The organism is Microbacterium istanbulense, from assembly GCF_037204145.1.
GTDB lineage: Bacteria > Actinomycetota > Actinomycetes > Actinomycetales > Microbacteriaceae > Microbacterium > Microbacterium istanbulense.
Window position 1 is genome coordinate 101,313 of record NZ_JBBDGN010000009.1, and the last position, 22,866, is coordinate 124,178.

25 protein-coding genes are annotated in these 22,866 nt (G+C 68.7%); 19 read left to right on the forward strand and 6 right to left on the reverse strand.

Annotation, left to right across the window (positions count from 1 at the left end):
• Window positions 1-47: 47 nt before the first annotated feature.
• Window positions 48-1,217: an exonuclease SbcCD subunit D gene (locus WDU93_RS10655; protein ID WP_337320410.1), complete on the forward strand. Its 1,170-nt coding sequence runs from the start codon at window positions 48-50 to the stop codon at window positions 1,215-1,217.
• Complete coding sequence (locus WDU93_RS10660; RefSeq protein WP_337320411.1) at window positions 1,217-4,327, forward strand: AAA family ATPase; 3,111 nt, start codon at window positions 1,217-1,219, stop codon at window positions 4,325-4,327. The genes WDU93_RS10655 and WDU93_RS10660 overlap by 1 nt, the downstream gene beginning before the upstream one ends.
• 9 nt (window positions 4,328-4,336) lie before the next feature.
• Here the strand turns inward: WDU93_RS10660 and WDU93_RS10665 are convergent, their stop codons facing one another.
• Window positions 4,337-4,894, reverse strand: a complete 558-nt coding sequence (locus WDU93_RS10665) for a phosphorylase family protein (RefSeq protein WP_337320412.1) — start codon at window positions 4,892-4,894, stop codon at window positions 4,337-4,339.
• Between the two features lie 43 nt (window positions 4,895-4,937).
• Here WDU93_RS10665 and nadE point away from each other — a divergent pair, with 43 nt between their 5' ends.
• Genes nadE through WDU93_RS10680 form a run of 3 tightly spaced genes read left to right on the forward strand, consistent with a single transcriptional unit; the run spans window position 4,938 to window position 10,271 of the window.
• On the forward strand, window positions 4,938-5,762 hold the full coding sequence (nadE, locus tag WDU93_RS10670; RefSeq protein ID WP_337320414.1) for an ammonia-dependent NAD(+) synthetase: 825 nt from the start codon (window positions 4,938-4,940) through the stop codon (window positions 5,760-5,762).
• Window positions 5,763-5,817: 55 nt separating this feature from the next.
• Window positions 5,818-9,321 (forward strand): TM0106 family RecB-like putative nuclease, encoded by a 3,504-nt coding sequence (locus WDU93_RS10675; RefSeq protein ID WP_337320416.1) that lies wholly within the window; start codon window positions 5,818-5,820, stop codon window positions 9,319-9,321.
• A 47-nt stretch (window positions 9,322-9,368) separates the two neighbouring features.
• Window positions 9,369-10,271, forward strand: a complete 903-nt coding sequence (locus WDU93_RS10680) for a polysaccharide pyruvyl transferase family protein (RefSeq protein ID WP_337320417.1) — start codon at window positions 9,369-9,371, stop codon at window positions 10,269-10,271.
• Window positions 10,272-10,305: 34 nt separating this feature from the next.
• Here WDU93_RS10680 and WDU93_RS10685 read toward each other — a convergent pair whose 3' ends face one another.
• The gene (locus tag WDU93_RS10685) at window positions 10,306-11,496 is read right to left on the reverse strand and encodes a hypothetical protein (protein WP_337320419.1); all 1,191 of its coding nucleotides are present in this window, start codon (window positions 11,494-11,496) and stop codon (window positions 10,306-10,308) included.
• Between the two features lie 112 nt (window positions 11,497-11,608).
• On the opposite strand from WDU93_RS10685, the gene WDU93_RS10690 reads away from it, so the two are divergent.
• Window positions 11,609-12,382, forward strand: coding sequence for a hypothetical protein (locus WDU93_RS10690; RefSeq protein WP_337320421.1), 774 nt, complete (start codon window positions 11,609-11,611; stop codon window positions 12,380-12,382).
• 12 nt (window positions 12,383-12,394) lie between these two features.
• Here the strand turns inward: WDU93_RS10690 and upp are convergent, their stop codons facing one another.
• A complete protein-coding gene (upp, locus tag WDU93_RS10695) occupies window positions 12,395-13,027 on the reverse strand; it encodes a uracil phosphoribosyltransferase (RefSeq protein ID WP_337320423.1) in 633 nt (210 codons plus the stop codon).
• Window positions 13,028-13,087: 60 nt separating this feature from the next.
• On the opposite strand from upp, the gene WDU93_RS10700 reads away from it, so the two are divergent.
• The gene (locus WDU93_RS10700) at window positions 13,088-13,543 is read left to right on the forward strand and encodes a nucleoside deaminase (protein ID WP_337320426.1); all 456 of its coding nucleotides are present in this window, start codon (window positions 13,088-13,090) and stop codon (window positions 13,541-13,543) included.
• Between the two features lie 4 nt (window positions 13,544-13,547).
• Here the strand turns inward: WDU93_RS10700 and WDU93_RS10705 are convergent, their stop codons facing one another.
• Entirely contained in the window at window positions 13,548-13,883 is a 336-nt protein-coding gene (locus tag WDU93_RS10705; protein ID WP_337320428.1) for a cation transporter dimerization domain-containing protein, read from the reverse strand.
• 79 nt (window positions 13,884-13,962) lie between these two features.
• Between WDU93_RS10705 and proC the strand changes: the two genes are divergently transcribed.
• A complete protein-coding gene (gene proC / locus WDU93_RS10710; RefSeq protein ID WP_337320430.1) occupies window positions 13,963-14,808 on the forward strand; it encodes a pyrroline-5-carboxylate reductase in 846 nt (281 codons plus the stop codon).
• 244 nt (window positions 14,809-15,052) lie between these two features.
• Here the strand turns inward: proC and WDU93_RS10715 are convergent, their stop codons facing one another.
• Together WDU93_RS10715 and WDU93_RS10720 are read right to left on the reverse strand one after the other, a co-directional pair.
• On the reverse strand, window positions 15,053-15,724 hold the full coding sequence (locus WDU93_RS10715; RefSeq protein WP_337320432.1) for a potassium channel family protein: 672 nt from the start codon (window positions 15,722-15,724) through the stop codon (window positions 15,053-15,055).
• Complete coding sequence (locus WDU93_RS10720) at window positions 15,717-17,138, reverse strand: TrkH family potassium uptake protein (protein WP_420064064.1); 1,422 nt, start codon at window positions 17,136-17,138, stop codon at window positions 15,717-15,719. The genes WDU93_RS10715 and WDU93_RS10720 overlap by 8 nt, the downstream gene beginning before the upstream one ends.
• Before the next feature lie 96 nt (window positions 17,139-17,234).
• Between WDU93_RS10720 and WDU93_RS10725 the strand changes: the two genes are divergently transcribed.
• The 11 genes from WDU93_RS10725 to WDU93_RS10775 all read left to right on the forward strand — a co-directional run bounded on the left by WDU93_RS10725 (window position 17,235) and on the right by WDU93_RS10775 (window position 22,732).
• Entirely contained in the window at window positions 17,235-17,651 is a 417-nt protein-coding gene (locus WDU93_RS10725) for an ArsR/SmtB family transcription factor (protein WP_337320434.1), read from the forward strand.
• Window positions 17,652-17,708: 57 nt separating this feature from the next.
• Window positions 17,709-18,062 (forward strand): metalloregulator ArsR/SmtB family transcription factor, encoded by a 354-nt coding sequence (locus WDU93_RS10730; RefSeq protein ID WP_337320436.1) that lies wholly within the window; start codon window positions 17,709-17,711, stop codon window positions 18,060-18,062.
• The gene (locus tag WDU93_RS10735; RefSeq protein WP_337320438.1) at window positions 18,059-18,820 is read left to right on the forward strand and encodes a DUF2071 domain-containing protein; all 762 of its coding nucleotides are present in this window, start codon (window positions 18,059-18,061) and stop codon (window positions 18,818-18,820) included. The genes WDU93_RS10730 and WDU93_RS10735 overlap by 4 nt, the downstream gene beginning before the upstream one ends.
• Before the next feature lie 30 nt (window positions 18,821-18,850).
• Window positions 18,851-19,042, forward strand: coding sequence for a helix-turn-helix domain-containing protein (locus WDU93_RS10740; RefSeq protein WP_337320440.1), 192 nt, complete (start codon window positions 18,851-18,853; stop codon window positions 19,040-19,042).
• A gap of 113 nt (window positions 19,043-19,155) precedes the next feature.
• Complete coding sequence (locus tag WDU93_RS10745) at window positions 19,156-19,254, forward strand: 30S ribosomal protein bS22 (protein WP_003792170.1); 99 nt, start codon at window positions 19,156-19,158, stop codon at window positions 19,252-19,254.
• A gap of 81 nt (window positions 19,255-19,335) precedes the next feature.
• Window positions 19,336-19,638: a rhodanese-like domain-containing protein gene (locus WDU93_RS10750; RefSeq protein ID WP_337320449.1), complete on the forward strand. Its 303-nt coding sequence runs from the start codon at window positions 19,336-19,338 to the stop codon at window positions 19,636-19,638.
• On the forward strand, window positions 19,635-19,898 hold the full coding sequence (locus tag WDU93_RS10755) for a glutaredoxin family protein (RefSeq protein WP_337320451.1): 264 nt from the start codon (window positions 19,635-19,637) through the stop codon (window positions 19,896-19,898). The genes WDU93_RS10750 and WDU93_RS10755 overlap by 4 nt, the downstream gene beginning before the upstream one ends.
• Window positions 19,895-20,197, forward strand: coding sequence for a Dabb family protein (locus WDU93_RS10760; protein ID WP_337320452.1), 303 nt, complete (start codon window positions 19,895-19,897; stop codon window positions 20,195-20,197). Before WDU93_RS10755 ends, WDU93_RS10760 begins: the two co-directional genes overlap by 4 nt.
• 139 nt (window positions 20,198-20,336) lie before the next feature.
• The gene (locus WDU93_RS10765) at window positions 20,337-21,158 is read left to right on the forward strand and encodes a transporter substrate-binding domain-containing protein (protein ID WP_337320467.1); all 822 of its coding nucleotides are present in this window, start codon (window positions 20,337-20,339) and stop codon (window positions 21,156-21,158) included.
• Between the two features lie 60 nt (window positions 21,159-21,218).
• A complete protein-coding gene (locus WDU93_RS10770) occupies window positions 21,219-21,980 on the forward strand; it encodes an amino acid ABC transporter permease (RefSeq protein WP_337320454.1) in 762 nt (253 codons plus the stop codon).
• On the forward strand, window positions 21,977-22,732 hold the full coding sequence (locus WDU93_RS10775) for an amino acid ABC transporter ATP-binding protein (protein WP_337320456.1): 756 nt from the start codon (window positions 21,977-21,979) through the stop codon (window positions 22,730-22,732). Before WDU93_RS10770 ends, WDU93_RS10775 begins: the two co-directional genes overlap by 4 nt.
• Window positions 22,733-22,866 lie beyond the last annotated feature (134 nt).

Here is a 22,866-nt window from a genome sequence, read left to right on the forward strand (position 1 = left end):
CGGCACGCCTCGGCGCCGATGTCGGAGGCCCTCCGTAGCGTGAGGGTATGCGAATCCTGCACACCTCCGACTGGCACATCGGCCGCACGTTCCACGGGCACTCCACGCTCGACGCGCTCGCCGAGGTGCTGCACGCGTTGGTGGCGCAGGTGCGCGAGCACGAGGTCGACGTGGTGATCGTCGCCGGTGACGTCTTCGACTCGGCCACACCCGCCGCCTCGGCCTACACGCTGCTCGACGAGGCCCTGCTGGCCCTGCACGCGACCGGCGCCACGGTCATCGTCACCAGCGGCAACCACGACTCGGCTGCCCGCCTGGGATTCCATTCCCGGCTGCTGCGCGACGGCATCCACGTGCTCACCGATCCCCGCGCGATCGCCACACCGGTCACGGTGCACGACGAGCACGGTCCCGTGCAGTTCTTCGGCATCCCCTACCTCGAGCCGGCGATCGTGCGTCAGCACTGGGTGGATGCTGACGGCGCCGGCCCCACGCTGCGCACGCAGGCGCAGACGATGGCTCACGCAATGGATCTGGTGCGTGCGGGTATGGATGCGCACCCTGGCCGCTCCGTCGCGGTGGCGCACTGCTTCGCCGCCGGCGTCGACGCCACGGTCGGCCTCGAGCGTGAGGTACGTCAGGGCGGCCTCGATGTCGTGCCGCTGACGACTTTCGACGGCCCCGACTATGTGGCGCTGGGGCACATCCATGGGCGCCAGCAGCTCAGCGATCGGGTGCGGTACTCGGGTGCGCCGCTGCACTACAGCTTCGGCGAGCAGCACAAGGAGCGCGGCTCGTGGTTGGTCGAGCTCGACGCCGAGGGCCTGGTGAGCACGGAGTGGATCGCGCTGCCGGTGCCGCGCCCGCTGGTGACCCTCACCGGAACGCTCGACGAGATCCTCGCGCACCCCGATGCGGCGCAGTACGCCGAGAGCTGGGTGTGCGCCGTCTACACCGACGCTGTGCCGCAGCACGAGCCGATGCGCCGCCTGCGCGAGCGCTTCCCGTTCTGCGCCATGGTGCAGCACGCGCCGGCTGAGCGTACCGACGCGGCCGAGCACTCCTACGCGCAGCGGCTCCGTACGGCCGTGACCGATACCGACCGGATCGAGGCGTTCCTCGTGCACGTGCGGGCAGGTCACGGACCGACCGAGCGTGAGAGCGAACTCATCCGTGAGGTGCTCGATGACCGTGTCCGGGCCGAGGCGCTCGTCTGATGCGTCTGCACCGTCTCACGGTCGAGGGGTTCGGTCCGTTCCGAGACCGGCAGGAGGTCGACTTCGACCGTTTCGCCGACGACGGCATCTTCCTCATCGCCGGGCGCACGGGTGCGGGCAAGTCGAGCATCCTGGATGCCGTCTGCTTCGGGCTCTACGGCGGCGTGCCGCGCTACGACTCCGGCGATAAGCGGCTGCGCAGCGACCACAGCGAGCCCGATGACGCCACCGCGGTGACCGTGGAGTTCAGCACGACCGCGGGGCGCTTCCGCGTGACGCGGTCGCCCGCGTATGAGCGCCCGGCCAAGCGCGGCAGCGGCATGACGACACAAGCCGCTTCCGCGATGCTCGAAGAGCTCACCGAGAACGGCTGGGTGGGGCGCGGGGCGCGGGCTGTCGACGTGGGGAACCTGCTCGCCGACATCCTGCAGCTCACGCAAGAGCAGTTCCTGCAGGTTATCCTGCTGGCGCAGAACCGCTTCGCCGACTTCCTGCTCGCCGACAGCCGGGAACGACAGAAGCTGCTGCGCCGGCTGTTCGACACCGAACGCTTCGAAGACATCCAGGCGCGGTTCGACGAGCGTCGCCGTGCCGCGCACGAGGCGCTCAGCGGACGTCTGGCGCGCATCGACGCTCGGCTCGACGAAGCCGAGCGGCTCGTCGCCGATGCCGACCTCGCGGGAGAGGCGCCCACAGCCGATGAGGCGACGACCGCGGAGCGCATCGACGCACTCACCCGCGCGTCGGCGCGCGCGGATTATCGTCAGGAACGTCTGGGTGCCGAACGCGACGACGCCGAGAAGAGGTTGGCCGAGGCGGATGCCGCGCTCGCGACCGCACGCGAGATGCGCCAGGCGCAAGGGGAGCGGGATCGCGCCCGTGCGGCGCTCGCCGCCCTCGATGCCGCTGCCGATGAGATCGCGGCCGCCGTCCAGCGGCGGGACGACGCCCGGGCAGCTGAATCGGTGCGAGCGGTGATCACCGCGGCGACCAAAGCGGATGCCGCCGTCACCACGGCGACACGGGCGCGTGATGCCGCCCTCGCCGCCTGGTCTGCCCTCCCGTGGGGCGCGGAGCCCGCCCCCTCCTGGGTCGCCGGTCCCGAGTCTTCTTGGGTCGCTGAGCCTGTCGAAGCGTCCCCGCCTCCTGGCCCCGAGTCGTCTTGGGTCGCTGAGCCTGTCGAAGCCTCCCCGTCCACCTCGGCCACCCGCCTCCGTGCCTGGGTCACCGAACAGACCCAGGCGAGCGGCGCCTGGCACAGCGCCGCCGCACTCGAGAAGTCCGCGCCCCAACGCGAGCGCGACCTCGCCGACGCGCAGACCGCGGTCGCGACGGCCACCGCCCATGTCGCCGACCTCGAAAAGGACCGCGTCGCGATCCCCGCCGAGATCGAGAAGCTCACCGCCGAGCGCGACGCCGACCTGCAGACGGCGGTCCGCATCGGTGACCTCGCCCGCACCCTCGAGGCAGCGCAGGATCATGAGAAGGGCGCGGCAGACGTCGATCGCCTGACTGCCGAGCTCGCCGCCGCCGCACGGTTGCTCGCCGACCGCACCGACGCTCACCAGCGGGCCCAGACCGACCTCGCGCGACTGCGTCGCCGCCGCCTGGACGGCTTCGCCGGCGAGTTGGCGACCGCTCTCGTCGATGGCGAACCGTGCGCGGTCTGCGGTTCCACCGCGCACCCCGCACCGGCCGAGCACGTCGATCCGGTCTCCGCCGACGACGTCGTCGCCGCCGAGGCGGCCCGCGATCTCGCCGCCGAACGAGAGAAGGCCGCCTCCACCGCGCAGGCACGGCTCGACGCCGACCTCGCCGCCGCCACCGTCCGCGCCGGCGGGCTCACCACAGACCAAGCCTCCGCCGCGATCGCCCAGGCGCAGGCCGAGCTCGCGGCCGCGCAGACCGCCGAAGCCCGCGCCGCAGACACCGCCAGCGCCATCGCCGAACGCGAGCGCCAGCACCGAGAGCTCACCGCCCGGCTTGACGCCGCCATCGCCCAGGTCGCCTCTTCACGGGAACACCTCGCGCGTGTCGAGGCAAGTGTCGCGTCCGCTGACAAGCAGGTCGCCGCCGCGAGGGGCGAACACCAGACGGTCGCCGATCGGCTCCGAGAGGCGACGGAACGCATCGCCCTGGCCACCGCTGCAGCGGACGCCATCGATGAGCACGCCAGCCGTATCCGCACGGCGCAGGAGGCGCGGGCCGATCTCGACGACACGCTCGACGGCTCACCGTTCGAGACTGCGGACGCCGCCGCCGCGGCACTCCTGCCTGCTGCCGAGGTCGCCGCACTCGACGACCGCGTCACCGCCCACGCTGTGCAACGCGAGAAGGAACGGGCGATCCTGCTCGACCTCGAACTGCGCACCCTGCCCGAGGAACCCATCGACCTCGCCGTCAGCACCGAGGTCGCGGGCACCGCCCGGAGTGCGTGGCGCGCGGCCGTCGACGCCGCGACCAGAGCCGAGAGCGTGCGCGACGCTCTCGCTGCCGCGGTGCGCAGCGCCGCTGCCGAACAGGAGGCATCCGCCGAAGACCACGCCGCGTACGACAGCATCCGTGCCCTCGCCGACGCACTCGCCGGCCGTGCCGGCAACACGCACAAGATGAACCTCGAGACCTTCGTGCTCGCCGCCGAGCTCGAAGAGATCGTCGCCGCCGCCAACCTGCGCCTCGCCGACATGTCAAGCGGTCGCTACCAGCTGCGGCACTCCGACGCGCTCGTCGCGCGCGGAGCCGCATCCGGGCTCGGCATCGTCGTCTTCGACGCCTTCACCGGCCAGACCCGCCCCGCCCGCTCACTCTCCGGCGGCGAGACCTTCCTCAGCTCCCTCGCCCTTGCTCTCGGTCTCGCCGAAGTCGTCACCGCCCGCGCCGGTGGCATCCAGCTCGACACCCTGTTCATCGACGAGGGGTTCGGTTCGCTCGACGGCGACACCCTCGAGATCGCCATGCGCACGCTCGACGAACTGCGCCAGGGCGGCCGGACGGTCGGCATCATCAGCCACGTCGAAGCCATGCAAGAGCAGATTCCTGCGCAACTCACCGTGCGGGCGCTCCCCGACGGGCCGAGCGTCATCGAAAGCCCGCGCGTCAGCGGGCGCTGATACCCCGGCTCAGGCCGGGTACTCGGTCTGGAACCGCGCCCACAGCTGTGCGCTGCACGCGGCGACCATGTCGTCCCACAGGGTCGTCGCGCCATCCTGTGCGCGATCCGACACCGCGCGCAGCACGCGGATCGGCACACCGAACTCCTGCGCCACCCAGATCAACGCGAACGTCTCCATGTCGACGAGCACGCCACCCAGCGAGCGGATGCGAGCGACCGCATCCGCATCGTCGACAAAGCTGTCACCGGTCGCGATGACCAGTCCATCTCGCCCCGTGTCTACCCGCGCCGGCAACGACACGTGCTGCCCCACGACGCCGTCCAGGTCCTGCACATCGTGCTGGATCGCGGCCGTCACCTCGTACACGTCGGCATCGAGCGCATCGTCCACCGCGCCCGCCGTGCCGACGACGACGATTTCGTCGTAGTGCGCGGCATCTAGCGCCCTGGCCAGTCGCACGGCGGCGTTGAGCTTGCCCGGTCCGGTCACGAGGCGGGCGAACCCGGGGATCTCAGCCGGGAAGGCCTGCAGTTCGGACTCGAGAGCGGCGACGAGAAGTTTCACGCATCCATCCTCTCAGGTGGAGACTGGAGGCGAGCGAAGGAGGATGCCCGTGAGCATGCAGCAGGAGATCATCGAGGCCCTGGAGGTGCGCCCCCAGATCGACCCGGCAGCCGAGATCGAGTCGAGGGTGCAGTTCCTCATCGACTATCTCGCGGCCACGGGCGCGAAGGGCTTCGTTCTGGGCATCTCCGGCGGGCAGGACTCGACGCTCGCCGGGCGGCTCGCGCAGCTTGCGGTCGAGCGCGTGCGCGCGAACGGCGGCGCGGCGACGTTCCTGGCCGTGCGCCTGCCCTACAAGGTGCAGCAGGATGCCGCCGACGCGGATGCCGCTCTGGCGTTCATCGCCGCCGACCGCGCGGTCGAGGTCAACATCCAACACGGTGTCGACGGAGTCGAGCAGGACATCGAGCAGGCCTTCGGCAGCGACATCAGCGACTTCAACCGCGGCAACATCAAGGCGCGTCTGCGCATGGTCACCCAGTACGCGCTCGCCGGCCACGACGGTTTGCTCGTGATCGGCACGGATCATGCGGCCGAAGCGGTCACCGGCTTCTATACGAAGTTCGGCGACGGTGCCGCCGATCTGCTGCCGCTGTCGGGGCTGAACAAGCGACAGGGGCGGTCGATGCTTCTCGCTCTGGGAGCCCCGGACCGGCTCGCATACAAGGTGCCGACCGCCGACCTGCTCGACGGGCAGCCCGGCCGCGCTGATGAAGACGAGCTGGGGCTGACCTATGAGCAGATCGACGACTACCTCGAGGGCAAGCAGATCGATCCCGCCGCGGCCGAGCGCATCGAGGCCAAGTACCGCGCCACCAGGCACAAGAGGCACCTCCCGGTCACGCCCGGCGACGACTGGTGGCGCTGACCGGCATGTCGGAGGGCGCGGCTAGGGTCGAAGCACCGACAAGGCAGGAGCATCCGTGCGGTTCGATCCCGACGCGCAGCGCGTCATCTGGAGTGCCAGCGACCTGAAGGCTGCGGCCGAATGCGAGTTCGCCTGGGCGCGCGCCCTCGACGCGAAACTCGGCCGAGTACCTGCTGTCGAAGATCCTGAAGACGCCACGCTCGCCCGTGCGGCCCGCCTCGGCGATGCGCACGAGGAGGCCGTGCTGGGTGCCTACCTCGACCGGTTCGGGGAACAGCAGGATGCCGGGCGAGGCGTCGCCGTGCTGCCGAAGGTGTCGTCGGCAGATCCCCAGGCATTGGCGGATGCCGTCCGCGCCACCCGCGCTGCGCTGCTCTCTGATGCCGATGTCGTCTTTCAGGCCGCGTTCGCGACGCCGGAGTTCGTCGGCTTCGCCGACTTCCTGCTGCGTGATGAGCCGCTGCCCGGTGAGGCGGTGGGCCGCTGGCGCGTGCAAGACAGCAAGCTCGCCCGCACTGCCCGCTCCACCGCGTTGATGCAGTTGGCGGCATATGTCGATCAGCTCGATCAGCTCGGCATCCCTCGCTCGGATGAGGTCGATCTGATCCTCGGCGACGGCACGCTCAGCACGCATGCGGTCGATGACCTGCTGCCCCTGTTCCGGGTGCGGCGTGCGCGGCTGCGCGCGATCATCGCCGATCGTCGTATCGACCTGGGCGCGGCGGGGGAACCACTCGCCTGGGGCGATGACAGGGGAGACCTGCAGATCAGTGCCGACGGGCGCTGCGCCACCTGCGAAGAGCAGGTCGCGGCACACCGAGACCTGCTGCTCGTCGCGCGCATGCGGCCCGTGCAGCGGCAGCGGCTCCGAGCAGCCGGCATCCGCACGATCGACGAGCTCGTCACCGCAACCGAGACCCCGGCCGGCATGAACAGCGACACGTTCACGGCGCTGCGCGCTCAGGCACGCCTGCAGGTCGACGCCCCCGTCGAACCCGGCGAGGTGCCGCCGTTCGAACTGGTCTCGGCGAACGCCATCGGCATGATGCCTCGGCCCAGCCGCGGCGACATCTTCTTCGATTTCGAGGGCGACCCGCTCTACACGGAGGGCGGCGAGACGCCCCTGTGGGGGATCGACTACCTGTTCGGATGGACCGACAACAGTGACCAGTACTCGGCGCTGTGGGCCCATAACTTCGCCGATGAGAAGCAGGCGCTGCTCGATTTTCTGGCTTTCGTGACCCTGCGCAGGCAGACGCATCCCGACATGCACATCTACCATTACGCCCCCTATGAGACCTCGCATCTGTCAGCCATGGCAGCCCGGCACGGTGTCGGCGAGGCCGACGTCGACCGGCTGCTGCGCGAGGGTGTGTTCGTCGACCTCTACCCGATCGTGTTGCGATCGGTGCGGGTGGGTTCGCGGTCGTACTCGATCAAGAAGCTCGAGCCGCTGTACATGGGCGACGAGGTACGCGAGAGCGACGTGCAGAAGGGTGATGACTCCATCGTCCAGTACGTGCAGGCGCGGGCGCTGGCTGCCGCCGGGCAGGATGCCGAGGCGCAGGAGATCCTCGACGACCTCGCCGACTACAACCGTTACGACTGCGTCTCTACCCGCGGGCTGCGTGACTGGCTGATCGGCATCGCCCGCGCCGAGGGTGTGTTGCCCGCGCCGCCGGACGACCCCGAGACGCGCACCTACGAACCGTCGCCGCTATCACTGGCCCTGCAGGCCGAGGCGCTGCACGCCGAGCACGAGGGCCGCGACGGCGAGCCGTTCCGCGTCGCGGCTGCGGCGATCGACTACTACCCACGTGAGGCGAAGAGCTTCTGGGTCGGCCACTATCAGCGCCTGCGCGAGCCGGTCTCGGTCTGGGAGTCCACACGAGATGTGCTGCGTGTGGATGCGGCGCGCAGCCGCGTCGAGGGCGACTGGGCCATCGATGAGGGGCGCCGGGCACAGACCCGCACCGTTCGTCTGCGCGGCGAAGTAGCCCCCGGCAGCACCATCGGGGTCGGAGCCCGCCCCTTCGCGCTGTACGCCGTACCCACGCCGTTCGAGGTCGATGCTCCCTCGCGGGTGATCCACGTGCCCCATGAGGTCGAGGTTCTCGAGGTGCTCGACGACGGGTACGTGGTGCGTGAGCGCACCGTGCAGGGACAGACCTGGAGCGAGCTGCCGCTCGCGCTCGCCCCCGCCGCTCCTCCTAGCGTCGGTTCGCAGCAGGGTGCGATCGAGCAGTGGGCGCAGACCGTGCACGATGCGGCGCCCGCGTTCCCGCACGATGCGGCGACCGACATCCTGCTGCGCGCCGTGCCGCGCACCCTCTCGGGGGCCGGGCTTCCGGTAGGCGACGACACGATCGACGCCATCGTCCGCGGCATCCTCGATCTGGACCACAGCTATCTCGCGGTGCAGGGACCTCCGGGCACCGGCAAGACCTACACCGGCTCGCAGGTGATCGCGCGCCTTGTGCGCGACCACGGGTTCCGCGTCGGTGTGGTGGCGCAGTCGCATGCCATCGTCGAGAACCTGCTCGAACGCGTCGTCGCCGACGGCGTCCCGGCGGCGCAGGTCGCGAAGGCACCGAAGGATGCCGACGCCGAACCCAGCTATACCGTGATCCGCAAGGACGGCATGGCCGGGTTCCTCGCCGAGAACACGGGCCGAGGTGTTGTCGTCGGCGGCACCGCCTGGGACTTCAGCAACACGCGTCGGGTGGATCGCGGCGGCCTCGATCTGCTCGTGATCGACGAGGCCGGGCAGTTCTCGCTCGCCTCGACCATCGCGGTCGCGGCCGGCGCGCAACGGCTGCTGCTGCTCGGCGATCCGCAGCAGCTGCCGCAGGTCAGCCAGGGCACCCACCCCGAACCCGTCAACACGTCGGCGCTCGGCTGGGTGATGCAGGGCACAGCGGTCATCGACCCCGCACACGGGTATTTCCTGCGCGATTCGTGGCGGATGCATCCGGCTGTCGCGGCACCGGTGTCGACCCTGGCGTATGCGGGCCGGCTCGCCTCGGCACCGGGCACCGAACGCCGCGTCGTCGAAGGTATCGAGCCGGGGCTGCACATCCGCGCGGTCCGCCACCAGGGCAACAGCACCCAGTCGCCGGAAGAGGCCGCCGAGGTGGTCGAGATCGTGCGTGACCTCGTGGGTCGTCCCTATGTCGATGGCATGGACGACGCTGCGGCGCGCCCGCTCGCGCCGTCTGACATCATCGTCGTCGCGCCCTACAACGCCCAGAAGCAGCTGATCCACGACGAGCTGACCGCCGCGGGGTTCGGCGACGTGGCGGTCGGCACGGTCGACAACTTCCAGGGCAAAGAGGCGGTGGTCTCGATCACTTCGCTGGCCGCCTCCAGTGGTAAGGATGCGCCGCGTGGCTCCGACTTCCTCCTGTTGCAGAACCGGTTGAACGTCGCGGTCTCGCGGGCGAAGGCGGTGGCGTATCTCGTGCATTCGCCGGCCCTGCTCGACGATCTGCCGTACACGCCCGAGGGTGTCGCCCGGCTGAGTGCCTTTGCGAGATTGGTCGGCGCTGACCGGGACTGATCCGATACGGTGTCGGTGATGCCGTTGCCAACCCGACGGCGCCGTACATGAGATACGAGGGCACCCTTCGCCGCCGAAGCCGGCAGCTTCGGCGTTTCGTCGCGGCATCCGCCGTCCCCGCAGCCCGGCAGGGCGGGGTGATCGTGCCGACTTTTTGGTGGGATGGGCATCCGAACTTCGGCGACGATCTGACCCCCTGGCTGCTGCCGCGCTACGGTGTCATGCCGCTGTACAGTGAGCCCCGACAGGCGCGCCTGATTGGCGTCGGGAGTCTGCTGGAGTTCCTCGCCCCCGACCACACGGGTGTCGTCTGGGGTGCGGGGTTGATGGAAGACCACGCCCATCGCCTTTCGTACGTGACCGCGCTCGCGGTGCGCGGACCGCTCACCGCGGAGCGGATCGGCCTGAGTGCGGAGCCCGCCTACGGCGACCCGGGCATCCTTGTGGCCCGCCATCTTCCCCAGCCGCGTCCGAGCGGCATGCCAGTGCTCGTCCCGCACGGGCACCACCGATCGAGTCCGGCGCTCGCCCGCCTGATCCATCGCTCCGGTGACGCGCTGCGCGTGGTCAACGTGCACCAGCGTGCCGCACCGGCCCTGCGTCAGATCGCCGCCGGCTCGGTCATCCTGACGACCTCACTGCACGGGCTGATCACTGCCGACGCGTTCGGCATCCCCGCCGTGTGGACCACCCTCGAACCCGCCTTGGATGGCGGCGACTTCAAGTTCCGCGACTACGAGGCGGCGGTCACCCCGGGGCGCACCCGCTTCCGCGCCTTCGCGGACGGGGCGACCCTCGATGAGCTGACGGCGGATGCCTGGGCAGCGGATCCCGCGCGGATCGCGCAGCTCGGCGATGCGTTGGAGTCATCCCTCGCCCGGCTGGCGTCGATGGATGTCGGTCAGGTGCCGTTTCCGCGAGGGATTGTGCGCGCGGTGCGGCGCCGCTGATCCAGCGAGTCGCGTATCCGATCAGTGGGGCGACTCAGCCGCGCAGCATCCGTCGCAGAGCCATGCCCGGCCGTGTCCGAGCGGCGCGGCGCAGGTTCACATCTCCTCCACGCCGCGCGCGCTCGATCACCGCACGGGTGCGTGTGGGTACACCCCAGCGCCACCCCCTGGCTCTGGCCAGGGTGCGCATCTCGAGCGCGAACGGATCATCCGAGGCGAGCACTCCGGCGAGAAAAGCAGCCCGCCTGCGGGCGTAGGGCTCGGCGGGGAAGATGCGCGGCACGACGTCGTGCAGGTGTCCTGCGATCTCGAAGGTGGCCACGGCGCGGAGACATTTGTCGCACTCCCCGCAGTTGCGGCGCCCGTTGGTGTCGAAGCTCACGCAGACGTCGAGATAGCGGGCTTCAGGTCGACCGACGAGCGCCAGTGTCTTCTCGACGCGGGTCATGCCCGAGTTCGCCGACGACAGGGTCAGCGCCGGCGTCGACACGGCGGGCAGTAACATCGCATCCGCCCTGGCGATGTCCCCACCGCTGTCCACGCCGGCGAACGCCCATTGTTTGGCCGACGCGACATGCATCCGGCCCAACCCGCCCGCGAGGACATGTGCGGCCGCGGCGTTGCGCATCGACACCGATTCGAGGAAGCCGATCTGCGGATAGTGCACATCCAGATTGCTGTCGACGCGCACGAACGGCAGCGCCCAGTCGGCCGCAGCCTCGGCCAGTGGCGCGCAGCGCGCGTGCCAAAGGCCCCGGCCGTCGGTGCCGTGTGCGCCGACGTTGTAGTTCACCAGGTGCGTCAGGCGCAGCGCCTCGGGTACGTCCGCATCGAGGAAGTAGGTGCGCACAGCGGCCAGCGAGTCGACTCCGCCCGAGAACCCGGTCCCCACGCCCGGTCGGGGCGGTCCGGCGGGGGCGAGCTCCTCGGCATCCACACGGATCATCGTGAACTCGGGGTGGATCGCCTGCAGCAGAGGTTGCAGGTCGGTGTTGATCTGGTGCAGCAGCACGTCGGTCATGACACCGCCGATATGCAGGTCGCGGCCGGCTTTCATCGCGGGCATCAGCATCGCCAGGGCGACATGATCCGCTCGGTCACTCAACAGTGCGGAGTGCTCGTGCGCGACGCTGAACCAGAGCGGTTCCTGCCCATCGACGTCGACGATCACGCGTGTGCCGGTGCCGCGTTCCCTGCGCGGCGCCGACGTGCGCAGTTCTGCCACGATCTCTCCCCAGTTCTCACGGTCGGCGGCGTGGTCGCCTTCCGTGTCCCATCCCTGGATAGCAGGGGTGCAACCGGAATGTCGACTCGGTGCGCGGCGGTAGCATCCGGATATGCCCCACTCTCGTGACGACATCCTGCGCGCTGCCGCGGCCTGGGTCTGGTTCCCGCGCGACAGCGACGAAGATCGCCGGCACCTGCAGCTCGTGCGCTACCCGGAGCGCCTCGGCGGGGGAGTGAGAGGCTCGCAGGTCGCCTCTGATGCGGATGCTGCCACCGTGCTCGACTATGCGCGGGGCCGCACGCGCTCCTGGGGTGCCGACACGCTGACGTTCTGGACCAACCCCGCAGACACCCCGGATCTCGAAGAGGAGCTGCGCCGACGCGGCGCCGAGCACATCGACACAGTCGCGGTGTTCGCGCTCCCGATCGACGAGGTGCGGATCGCGGTTCCCGGAGGGGTGACCGCCGAGATCGTCCGCACTCTCGAGCAGGTGCGGGAGGTCGACGCGATCAATGTGCCGGTCTGGGAGCAGACTCCGCTCGACGAGGCGGGACTACGTGACGAACTCGACGAGGTGACCGCCGGACTCGACACCGGCGAAGGTTTCCGCGTACTCGGCCGGGTCGAGGGCATCGCGGTCAGCACCGGAGGCACGACGCTGATCGACGGCTTCGCGCGCCTGTGGGGTGCGGCGACGCTCGCCGAGGCGCGCGGTCGCGGCGCATACCGGGCCGTCCTCGCAGAGCGGCTGCGCGCCGCCAGCGAACTCGGTGCGACCACGGCGCTCGTGAAGGGCCGCACGGCCACATCCGCGCCGATCATCGCCCGCGCAGGATTCACGCACTACGGCGACGAGCGTGCCTACCGTGTGCCGCTCGGGTGACCCCGCTCGCGGTCAGACGGTGCCGTACAGGCGGTCGCCCGCGTCGCCGAGACCGGGCACGATGTAGCCCTTCTCGTTGAGGCGCTCGTCGAGGGCGCCCAGCACGAGGGTCACGTCGCGGTCGCCCACGAGCTTCTCGATCGCCTCGACGCCCTCCGGGGTGCCGAGCAGGCAGATCGCGGTGACATCTTTCGCGCCGCGGTCGAAGAGGAACTGGATCGCTGCACCCAGCGAGCCGCCGGTGGCGAGCATCGGGTCGATGGCGAAGCACTGCCGGTCGCTGAGGTCTTCGGGCAGCCGCTCGGCGTAGGTCGTGGGCTCGAAGGTCTCCTCGTCGCGCACCATGCCGAGGAAGCCGACCTCGGCGGTCGGCAGCAGCTTGACCAGACCCTCGAGCATGCCGAGGCCGGCCCGAAGAATGGGCACCACGATCGGGCGCGGCTCGGAGATCTTGACGCCGATGGTGGTGGTCACCGGAGTCTGGATCTCGACCGGGGAGACCTTGACGTTGCGGGTCGCCTCGTAGGCCAGCAGCGTCACCAGTTCTTCGGTGAGCTGACGGAACATCGGCGACGAGGTGCGCACATCACGCAGCACCGTCAGCTTGTGGGTGATGAGGGGGTGATCGGCCACATGAACGCGCATGAGTACAGATTACTGGGCGCGACCGGATGCCGCCGATAGGCTCGGCAGTCGGGAGGGCCGATGACCGACGCACTGGATGCCGCGATGGATCGTGCCCTCGCGCTCGCCGCGCTCGCCGCCGAGGCCGATGATGTGCCCGTGGGTGCGGTCGTCCTCGATGCACACGGTCGCGTGGTGGGCGAGGGGCGCAACCTGCGTGAGCAGACGTACGACCCCACCGCGCATGCCGAGATCGTCGCGATTCGCGCGGCCGCGGCCGAACACGGGTCATGGAACCTGGAGGGGCATACGCTCGTGGTCACGCTGGAGCCGTGCGTGATGTGCGCGGGGGCGATCCTGCAGTCCCGCATCGGCAGAGTCGTGTTCGGCGCGTGGGATGACAAGGCGGGGGCCGCCGGGTCGATGTACGACGTATTGCGCGATCGGCGTCTGCCGTACCGGGCCGAGGTCGTCGGTGGGGTGCGGGCCGATGTCGCGACGGCGCAGCTGCGGGCGTTCTTCGAGCAGCGCCGCTAGAGCGTCAGTCCGCCGACTTCAGCACGAAGACGTCGGTCGGGGGAGCCGGGTCGAGACCGGGACGGTAGACGTCGGGCTCGATGAACACCGAGCCAGCGGTGGGAACGGCGGCGCGGATGCTGGTGCGGATGATGTCGATCATGTCGGCGGCCTCGCGCACCGAGGTGTCTTCGACAAGGGCGATCTTCGCGACGACCAGCAGGTCGCCCTCGCCGATGTAGAGCGTCTGCAGCTGGATGAGCTTCTGAACGCCGTCGCAGCCAAGAATCGCGTCGACAATCAGGCCGTACTCGTCCTGTGACGCCGAGGGAATCTGCACACTGTCGCCGGATGCGTTCATGACTTCGAGTCTACGCGGCACACATCTGAGCGTCAGCCGTGCTCGGGGCGGGCGGCGGCGTCTTCCTAAGATGGGAGGCATGGCTGCCTCGACCGCATCGTCTCTGCCCAGCATCGCCTTTCTCGGCGCCGGTTCGATGGGTGGTGCCGTGCTGCAGGGCATCGTGGCATCCGGCATCCCGCACGAGGGCATCATCGCGACCAATCGCACGGCGGCGAAGGCTGACGCCCTGACGGCCGAGGGCGTTACCAGCATCGCGTTGGAAGAGCGCCCCGACGGCAACCTGGACGCTGCCGCATCCGCGCGCATCATCCTGATCGGCGTAAAGCCGGCCATGGTGCCCGATCTGTTGCGCGAGATCGCCCCGGCACTCCGTGATGACGCGATTGTCGTGAGTCTCGCGGCGGGCGTCACGCTCGACACCTTCGCCGCGGCGCTGGGCGAGGGCGTGCGCACCATCCGTTCTATGCCGAACACGCCCGCGACCGTGGGCAGGGCCGTGACGGGGCTCGCGGCCGGCGCGCACGCGACCGCCGAGGACATGGCTCTTGTCCGCGCACTGTTCGAGACGGTCGGCTCGGTGATCGAGGTGCCCGAGTCGCAGATCGACGCGCTGTCGACGGTGTCGGGTTCCGGTCCCGCCTATGTCTTCCTGCTGATCGAGAAGTTGACGGATGCCGCCAAGGGCATGGGTTTCTCGGAGGCCGATGCTCGCCTCATGGCCGAGCAGACGTTCATCGGGGCGACCGCTCTGCTGGCGGCATCCGGTGAGGATCCTGCCGAGCTGCGCCGACGCGTGACCAGCCCGAAGGGCACCACCGAGCGGGCCGTCGCCGTGCTGCAGGACGCGCGCCTCGACGAGGTCTTCACCGAGGCGACGGCCGCCGCGCTCGCCCGTGCGAAGGAACTCGCCGCCGGCGCCTGACCTCCGCAGTCCGGCCCGACCGCGATCACCCCTGTCTCACCGGAGCATGTCCCACTTTTTGCAGTGCATGTCCCGATTTTCGTGGGGCATGTCCCAAATTCTGCTGTCCCAGGCCCGGTTTGACAGCAGTTTTTGGGACATGCCTGTGGGGCGGGATGGATGCCGGGTAGGGCGGATGCCGGGTAGGGCGGATGCCGGGCAGGGCGGATGCCGGGCAGGGCGGAGGCCCGGACGGCAGGGCGAGTCAGCGGTCGAGGCCGGCGAAGCGCTCGATATCGCTGTTTGTGCCCGACACGATGATGAGATCGTGGTTCGTCACGACCGTGTTCGCCTCGGCGTAGCGGAACGGCTTGCCGGGGCTCTTCACGCCCACCACGGTGACGTTGTACTTGCTGCGCACACCCGACTCGTTCAGGCCGATGCCGCGGATGAACTTCGGCGGATACATCTTCGCCAGCACGAAGTCGTCGTCGAAGCGGATGAAGTCCAGCATCCGTCCGCTCACGAGGTGCGCGACCCGCTCGCCGGCCTCGCGCTCGGGGTAGATGACGTGGTTCGCGCCCACGCGGGCGAGGATCTTGCCGTGCGACTGCGAGACCGCCTTCGCCCAGATCTGCGGCACCTTCAGGTCGACGAGGTTAGCGGTGATGAGCACCGACGCCTCGATCAGCGAACCCACGGCGACGACGGCGACCTGAAAGTCCTGGGCGCCGATCTGGCGCAGCGCGTCGATGTTGCGGGCATCCGCCTGCACGGTGTGGGTGACCCGATCCGACCACTTCTGCACGAGGTCGAGGCTGTCGTCGATCGCCAGCACTTCGCGGTCGAGCCGATCCAGCTCACCCGCACAGGCGGCGCCGAAGCGTCCCAGTCCGATCACGAGAACGGGCGCGTCTCCGCGCAGGACTTCAACCAACGATCGGCCTTTCCACTGGCAGCGAGTAATACTGCGAACGGGATGTCGCGGCGACCGCCGCGGCGAGTGTCACTGTACCAACGCGCCCCATGAAGATGGTCGCGGCCAGCACATACGTGCCGGCGTCGGGCAGCTCAGCGGTCAGCCCGGAGCTCAGCCCGACCGTGCCGAACGCCGAGATCACGTCGAAGAGCACATCGATGATGTCGGCCTTGGTGATCTGCGCGATGACGATGGTCGACAGGGCGACGATCGTCGCTCCCCACGCGACGACCGACAGGGCCACGCGCTGCACGTCACTGGGAATCCGACGCCCGAACGCCTCAACCGATCCGCGCCCCTTGGCCTCCGACCACACCGCGATGGCGAGCACCGCCAGCGTGGTCACCTTGATACCGCCGGCCGTGGATGCCGAACCGCCACCGACGAACATGAGCATGCAGGCGGCCAGCATCGAGGAACCGTTGAGGTCGGAGATGTCGATCACGCTGAAGCCGCCCGAACGCGTCATCGCCGACAGGAACATGGCCTGCATGGTGGTGTCGACGGCATCCATCGACCCGAACGTGCGCGGGTTGTTGTACTCGAGCGCGAGGAAGGCCAGGGCGCCGAGTAAGAACAGCAGCACCGTCGTGATGAGCGTGAGCTTGGTGTGCAGCGACCACTTCTTCACATGCCACACGTGCTTGGCGAGCGTGTAGATCACGGGGAAGCCGATGCTGCCCAGGAACACGCTCATCATCAGCACGATGAGTACGAAGTAGTCATCGGCGAAGACCGCCACACCGCCGGCGTTCGGGGTGAAGCCGGTGTTGGTGAACGACATCGCGGCGTAGAACGGCGCTTCCCACAGGGCGGCGAGCGGATCGATGCCCGCCATCACCAGGCCCGGGTAGAGGAGCACCGCCACGATGCCCTCGATCACCAGGGTCGACAGCGCGACGGTCGTCAGCAGTTGACCCACTTCGCCCAGCCGCACCGTCTGGCTCTCGTTCACAGGTCCGCCGTGCGCACGCATGGGGTTGGTGTCACCGGCGGCCAGCAGCTTCGCGCGCAGGCCGAGTCGCTTCGAGATGACCATGCCCATGAGGGATGCCAGGGTGAGCACGCCCATACCGCCGATGTTCACGCCGATGAACAGCACGACGTTGCCGAACGGCGACCAGTGCGCAGCCATGTCGACGGTGCTCAGGCCCGTGACGCAGATGGTCGAGACAGCGGTGAACAGCGCGTCGGCCAGGCCCGTCATCTGTCCATCGCGCGCCGAGATCGGCAGCGAGAGCAGGGCGGTGAAGACGAGGATCAGCGAGGCGAAGACGATGATCGCGAAGCGGGAGGGCGATGAGGTGACGAGCCTGCGCACGTAGGTGCCGAAGCGAAGCAGTCCACGCCGAGGCGAGGATGTCGACAGCATGCTCGACATCGTCCTCCCTCAGTGGCTGTGTCTACCGGCGGCTGTCACCGACGCTCCGTCATGGTACTCCGGTCGCGCGGCGACTACCCTGAAGCCATGACCGACATCTTCGACGTGATCGCCGACGGGACCAGGCGCGACATCCTTCAGCTCCTGCTGCGTCGGTCCACCGACGGGGATGCCGGAACCAGTGTCACGGAGATCGTCGCCGAACTCGGAGTCAGCCAGCCCACGGTCTCGAAGCACCTGAAGGTGCTCCGTGAGGCATCTCTCGTCACGGTTCGCGAAGACGGGCAGCGCCGGTTCTACAGCATCGAGGTTGCGCCTCTGGAAGCGGTCGACGACTGGCTGGTGCCGTTCCTCGTCGACGCGTTCGGCGATCAGGCCCCCGATATCGACATCCCGGTCGGGCCGTTGCCGGACGGTGCCGCGCACGCCGCCGAAGTCGTGGGCAGGGCGGCAGCATCGGCCAAGCACGTGGTCGCGTCGGCCTTCAAGCGCCTCGGCACCTGATCCCGCATCGCGTCTTTTTCTCTTGTAGCTATTTAGCTAAATAGCTATGCTCGCGATATGAGCGAATCCGCGAGTGACATCTTCGCTGCGCTGGCGCACCCGACGCGGCGGCAGATCCTGCAAGACCTCAAGCCCGGTGAGCGCACGGCGGGCGAGATCGCCGCAGCCTTCAGTGCATCCGGGCCGACGATCTCCCGCCACCTTTCGGTGCTCCGGCACGCGGGACTGGTCAGTGAACGCCGCGACGGCAATCGCATCCTTTACTCGCTGGTCGGCGAACGCCTCGCGCTGTCGGTCGGCGACTTCCTCTCGACCGTGTGCCCCGAGCAGATCGTGCTGCGCGCGCTGCGCGATCATGACCGCGACCGGCCCGACCTGACCGCCGCAGGCGCCGAGGGGGCTGGCGCATGATCAGCGTCGTGCGCGCCCGAATGCGGCGTCGCCTGCTCGTGACCTATCGGGTCGATCCCGACATCGCCGCGCAGATCGTCCCGGCGCCGTTTCGGCCGCAGCTCGTCCGTGGCTCGGCTGTCGGCGGGCTGTGCCTGATCCGGCTGGAGGCGCTACGGCCGGGATGGTTGGCGCCCGAGGTCGGTGCCTCCTCCGAGGCGGTGGCGCACCGCTTTGCGGTGGAGTGGGACGAAGGAAACGTCACCCGCCACGGGGTCTACGTGTCGCATCGGCACTCGTCGTCGGCCATCGCGGGCCTGGCAGGCGGCCGCGTCTTTCCCGGCATCCAGCAGCATGCGCGCATCCACACGGAGGAGTCCGCCACCCGGTCGCGAGTCCGGGTGCAGGCCGGCGCTTACAGCGCCCAGGCTGATGTTGAGGATGCCGATGACTGGGCCAGCGAGCTGTTCGACACCCCGCAGCAGGCGTCCGACTTCTACCGGGCGGGGGCGGTCGGCTGGTCGCCGCGACGCGGGGGCGGAGTCGACGCGGTCTCGCTGGCGGCCGAGGGATGGGCCGTGCGGTCCGGCCGCGTGCATGCGATCTCATCGGCGTTCTTCGATGGGCTACCGGCGGGCTCGGCACGCTTCGACAGCGCCCTCGTCATGCGCGACCTGGCGGTCACGTGGCGGCATGAACGCGCTGCCGGGCCAACGCTTGCGCAGTCCGGGGAATCACACAGGTCACACAGGTTTACAGGCGTCGCTCCCGCACCATAGAGTGTGCTTCAGCAGAAAGGGGTACGTGGGATGCCCGATGTTCAAGACGTTCGATTCCTCACGGTCGCGGAGGTCGCCGAGCTGATGCGCGTGTCGAAGATGACCGTGTATCGCATGGTGCACGCAGGCGAGCTGCCGGCGATCCGTTTCGGCCGCAGCTACCGTGTTCCGGAGTCTGCCGTGGCCGACGCGCTGCAGCGACCGATCGCCGACGCGGGCTGAGCCGGTGCGGGGCACCTCCCCGCGTTTGCTAGACTCGTCCGAGGCATTTTTTTCGTGCCCGTACCCGGGTGTCACACGCAGTGGCGCCCAGCCCCTGACTTAGTGAGGTTTCCGTGGGTTCTGTCATCAAGAAGCGCCGCAAGCGCATGGCGAAGAAGAAGCACCGCAAGCTGCTTCGTAAGACTCGCCACCAGCGCCGCAACAAGAAGTAAGCGGCGAAGAACACCGAGCGCCCCCGACCAGCATCTGCGGTCGACGGGGCGCTTCGTGTCTCTGCGTCGCAGGAGGAAGCCATGAAGTCGATCACCGTAGAAGAGCTCGCCGCCCGTTCTGGCGTGCCGCTCATCGATGTGCGCGAGCGCGACGAGTTCGCCGCAGGTCACGTGCCCGGCGCCGTGAACGTGCCGATGTCTGAAATCGGAGACCGCCTCGACGAACTGCCCGCCGAGGCGTTCGACGTGATCTGCCAGGCCGGCGGACGTTCGGCGCGGGTCGTTCAGGCGCTCGAAGCGCGCGGCTACGACGTCACCAACGTCGACGGCGGCACCGGCGAGTGGATCGCCCAGGGCCGCGACATCGAGGTGCCGTCGGCGTGACCACGCTGACCCTCATCGGCAAGCCCGACTGCCACCTGTGCGACGTCGCCGCCGAGGTGGTCGACGCGGTGATCGCCGACCTGCCTGACGCCGCCGCCGATCAGATCGAGGTCGCGCGGGCATCCATTGCCGATGACCCTGCGCTGTACGAGCTGTGGTGGGAGAAGATCCCGGTGATCCTCATCGACGGAGACCTGCACGCGCACTGGCGCGTGTCGCCTGACCGCCTGCGTACTGCCCTCGAGGAGGCAACGAAGTGAGCATCCGTCACGTCGTGATGTGGAAGATGAACGGAGCGGATGCCGCCGAGCGCGCCGCTCAGGCCGCCGAGGTGGCGCGCCTGCTGAACGGCCTCGACGGTGTCGTGCCCCAGCTGCGGGCGGTTTTCGCCGGTGCCAACACCGAATATCCGGATGCCAACTGGGACGTCACCCTGGTGTCGGACTTCGACTCGCTCGACGATCTCGAGGCCTACCAGGTGCATCCCGCACACGAAGAGGCGGCCGCGTACATCCGCTCTGTCGCGGCCGGGCGCGCCGCGGTCGACATCGCGCTGTGAGCTGCTGAAACAGGGCGCACCGCAACGCAAATGTGATGCCCGAGCGGTCTGTTACCTCGCGTGACGGCCGTGGTGCATGACAGGATGTTCCCACCTACCCGCACGTGGGCCCCCTCGCCCTCGACTCTCTGGAGTGCACATGCAGCGTCGCAACATCATCGCCGGTCTCGCCCTTGTGGCGTCGGCAACTCTGGCTCTCTCCGGCTGCGCCGGATCGAACGACTCGGCGGAGCCCGCCGACGGTGGCAATGACGCCTCCGCGAACTACGGCCTCGTCACCGAGGGCACGCTGTCGGTGTGCTCGGACATCCCCTACCCGCCCTTCGAGATGGAGGGTGGCGACAACGGCACCGGCTACACCGGCTTCGACATCGAGATCCTCTCCGCCGTCGCCGAGAAGCTCGACCTCGAGCTGGCCGTGCAGGACGTGGGCTTCGACGCCCTGCAGTCGGGCACCACGCTTGCTGCCGGCACGTGCGACATCGGCGCCTCGGCCATGACCATCACGGAAGAGCGCAAGGCGAACATCGACTTCTCCGACCCGTACTACGACTCGCTGCAGTCGCTGCTCGTCTCGACCGAGTCGGGCATCGAGTCGATCGACGACCTCGACGGCAAGAACGTCGGCGTGCAGCAGGGCACCACGGGTGAGAACTACGCCAAGGAGAACGCGAAGGGTGCCACGCTCGTGCAGTACCCCTCGGACGGCGAGCTGTGGCCGGCGATCCAGGCCGGGCAGATCGACGCCATCCTGCAGGACCAGCCGGTGAACCTCGAGCACGAGAAGGCCGACGACACCTACAAGATCGTCGAGACCTACGACACCGACGAGTCCTACGGTTTCGCCTTCCAGAAGGGCGAGAAGACCGAGCTGCTCGAGGCGGTCAACGGCGCTCTGAAGGAGCTGCGCGACAGCGGTGAGTACCAGGAGATCTACGACGAGTTCTTCACCGCGAAGTAAGCCCTTCTCAGCAGATCGGAGGTCTTGGCGATGGCGCTGAGACGACAGACACGCACGCGCATGTACCGCGCTGTGATGTACGTGATCTTCTTCGGTGTGATCGCAGCGTTCGCGCTGTCGGTCAACTGGTCGAAGGCGATCCCGCAGTTCTTCAACCTTGAGGTTGCCGCGAAGCTGTTCCCCGAGATCATCACGGTGGCGCTGCGCAACACGATCCTCTACACGATCATCGCGTTCGCAGGTGGCCTGCTTCTGGGCATCCTGTTCGCGCTGATGAAGCTGTCGAGCATCGCGCTTTTCCGCTGGTTCGCGACGGCCTGGATCGAGCTGTTCCGTGGCCTTCCCGCCCTGTTGACGATCTTCTCGGTGGCCTTCATCGTGCCGATCGCGTTCGGGTGGAAGGTGCCGGGCGGTCCGGTCGGTGCAGGTCTTCTCGGCCTGATGCTGGTCGCGTCGGCGTACATCGCCGAGGTGATCCGTGCAGGCATCGAAGCAGTGCCGAAGGGGCAGACCGAAGCGGCTCGCTCGCTCGGCATGTCGCCGATGAAGACGATGTTCTGGATCATCCTCCCGCAGGGTTTCCGGATCATCATCCCCCCGATGACCAATGAGCTGGTGCTGCTGCTGAAGGACACCTCGCTGGTGTTCATCGCCGGCAGCTTCATCTGGTCGAAGGAGCTCACGACCTTCGCGCGCGACGCGAACACGGCATACGCGAATGCGACGCCGCTGATCGTCGCGTCGCTGCTCTACCTGGTCGTGACGATTCCCCTCACGCGGTACACAGCTTGGCTCGAACGACGGATGGCGAGAGAACGATGAGCACCGACCTGATCGACATCCACGCCCCGGCCATCGAGATCCAGAGCCTGGTCAAGACATTCGGTGAGAACGAGGTCCTCAAGGGCATCGACCTGACCGTCATGCCCGGCGAGGTCGTCTGCGTGATCGGCCCCTCGGGGTCAGGCAAGTCGACGCTGCTGCGTTCGGTGAACCTGCTCGAGGAGCCGACCGGCGGTCGCATCCTCATCGAGGGCATCGACGTCACCGACCCCGAGACCGACATCGACCGGGTGCGTACGCGCATCGGGATGGTGTTCCAGGGGTTCAACCTCTTCCCGCACCTCGACGTGCTCGGCAACCTCACCGTCGCCCAGCGTCGCGTGAAGAAGCGCTCCAAGGCAGAGGCCGAGAAGATCGGGCACGAGATGCTCGAGCGCGTCGGTCTCGCGCACAAGGCGGATGCCTACCCCGGTCACCTCTCGGGCGGGCAGCAGCAGCGTGTCGCGATTGCCAGGGCGCTGTGCATGAAGCCCGACATGATGCTCTTCGACGAGCCGACCTCGGCTCTCGACCCGGAGCTCGTGGGTGAAGTGCTGCAGGTCATGCGCGACCTCGCTGACGAGGGCATGACGATGCTCGTTGTCACGCACGAGATGGGCTTCGCCCGTGAGGTCGGCTCGCGCCTGATCTTCATGGACGGCGGCCACATCGTCGAGGACGGCGACCCGCGTGAGGTGCTCGGCAACCCCCAGCACCAGCGCACGCAGGACTTCCTCTCCCGCGTGCTCTAGCCGCTGCCTGGGTCCTTGAGCCTGTCGAAGGGCACCTAGCCAGCCTGGGTCCCTGGAGCCTGTCGAAGGGCGCCGAGCCCCGGCCTTGGTCCCTGAGCTTGTCGAAGGGCGCCGAGACCCCCTGCTGCAGTCAC

What these genes read in the sequence shown, in the direction of transcription:
- WDU93_RS10775 (WP_337320456.1), top strand. Translation starts at nt 21,977, where the DNA reads ATGAGCACCGACCTGATCGACATCCACGCCCCGGCCATCGAGATCCAG.
- WDU93_RS10705 (WP_337320428.1), bottom strand. Translation starts at nt 13,883, where the DNA reads ATGAACGCATCCGGCGACAGTGTGCAGATTCCCTCGGCGTCACAGGAC.
- WDU93_RS10700 (WP_337320426.1), top strand. Translation starts at nt 13,088, where the DNA reads ATGACCGACGCACTGGATGCCGCGATGGATCGTGCCCTCGCGCTCGCC.
- WDU93_RS10720 (WP_420064064.1), bottom strand. Translation starts at nt 17,138, where the DNA reads ATGCTGTCGACATCCTCGCCTCGGCGTGGACTGCTTCGCTTCGGCACC.
- WDU93_RS10680 (WP_337320417.1), top strand. Translation starts at nt 9,369, where the DNA reads ATGAGATACGAGGGCACCCTTCGCCGCCGAAGCCGGCAGCTTCGGCGT.
- WDU93_RS10735 (WP_337320438.1), top strand. Translation starts at nt 18,059, where the DNA reads ATGATCAGCGTCGTGCGCGCCCGAATGCGGCGTCGCCTGCTCGTGACC.
- WDU93_RS10660 (WP_337320411.1), top strand. Translation starts at nt 1,217, where the DNA reads ATGCGTCTGCACCGTCTCACGGTCGAGGGGTTCGGTCCGTTCCGAGAC.
- WDU93_RS10765 (WP_337320467.1), top strand. Translation starts at nt 20,337, where the DNA reads ATGCAGCGTCGCAACATCATCGCCGGTCTCGCCCTTGTGGCGTCGGCA.
- WDU93_RS10770 (WP_337320454.1), top strand. Translation starts at nt 21,219, where the DNA reads ATGTACCGCGCTGTGATGTACGTGATCTTCTTCGGTGTGATCGCAGCG.
- WDU93_RS10740 (WP_337320440.1), top strand. Translation starts at nt 18,851, where the DNA reads ATGCCCGATGTTCAAGACGTTCGATTCCTCACGGTCGCGGAGGTCGCC.
- WDU93_RS10690 (WP_337320421.1), top strand. Translation starts at nt 11,609, where the DNA reads ATGCCCCACTCTCGTGACGACATCCTGCGCGCTGCCGCGGCCTGGGTC.
- proC (WP_337320430.1), top strand. Translation starts at nt 13,963, where the DNA reads ATGGCTGCCTCGACCGCATCGTCTCTGCCCAGCATCGCCTTTCTCGGC.
- WDU93_RS10655 (WP_337320410.1), top strand. Translation starts at nt 48, where the DNA reads ATGCGAATCCTGCACACCTCCGACTGGCACATCGGCCGCACGTTCCAC.
- nadE (WP_337320414.1), top strand. Translation starts at nt 4,938, where the DNA reads ATGCCCGTGAGCATGCAGCAGGAGATCATCGAGGCCCTGGAGGTGCGC.
- WDU93_RS10725 (WP_337320434.1), top strand. Translation starts at nt 17,235, where the DNA reads ATGACCGACATCTTCGACGTGATCGCCGACGGGACCAGGCGCGACATC.
- WDU93_RS10750 (WP_337320449.1), top strand. Translation starts at nt 19,336, where the DNA reads ATGAAGTCGATCACCGTAGAAGAGCTCGCCGCCCGTTCTGGCGTGCCG.
- upp (WP_337320423.1), bottom strand. Translation starts at nt 13,027, where the DNA reads ATGCGCGTTCATGTGGCCGATCACCCCCTCATCACCCACAAGCTGACG.
- WDU93_RS10730 (WP_337320436.1), top strand. Translation starts at nt 17,709, where the DNA reads ATGAGCGAATCCGCGAGTGACATCTTCGCTGCGCTGGCGCACCCGACG.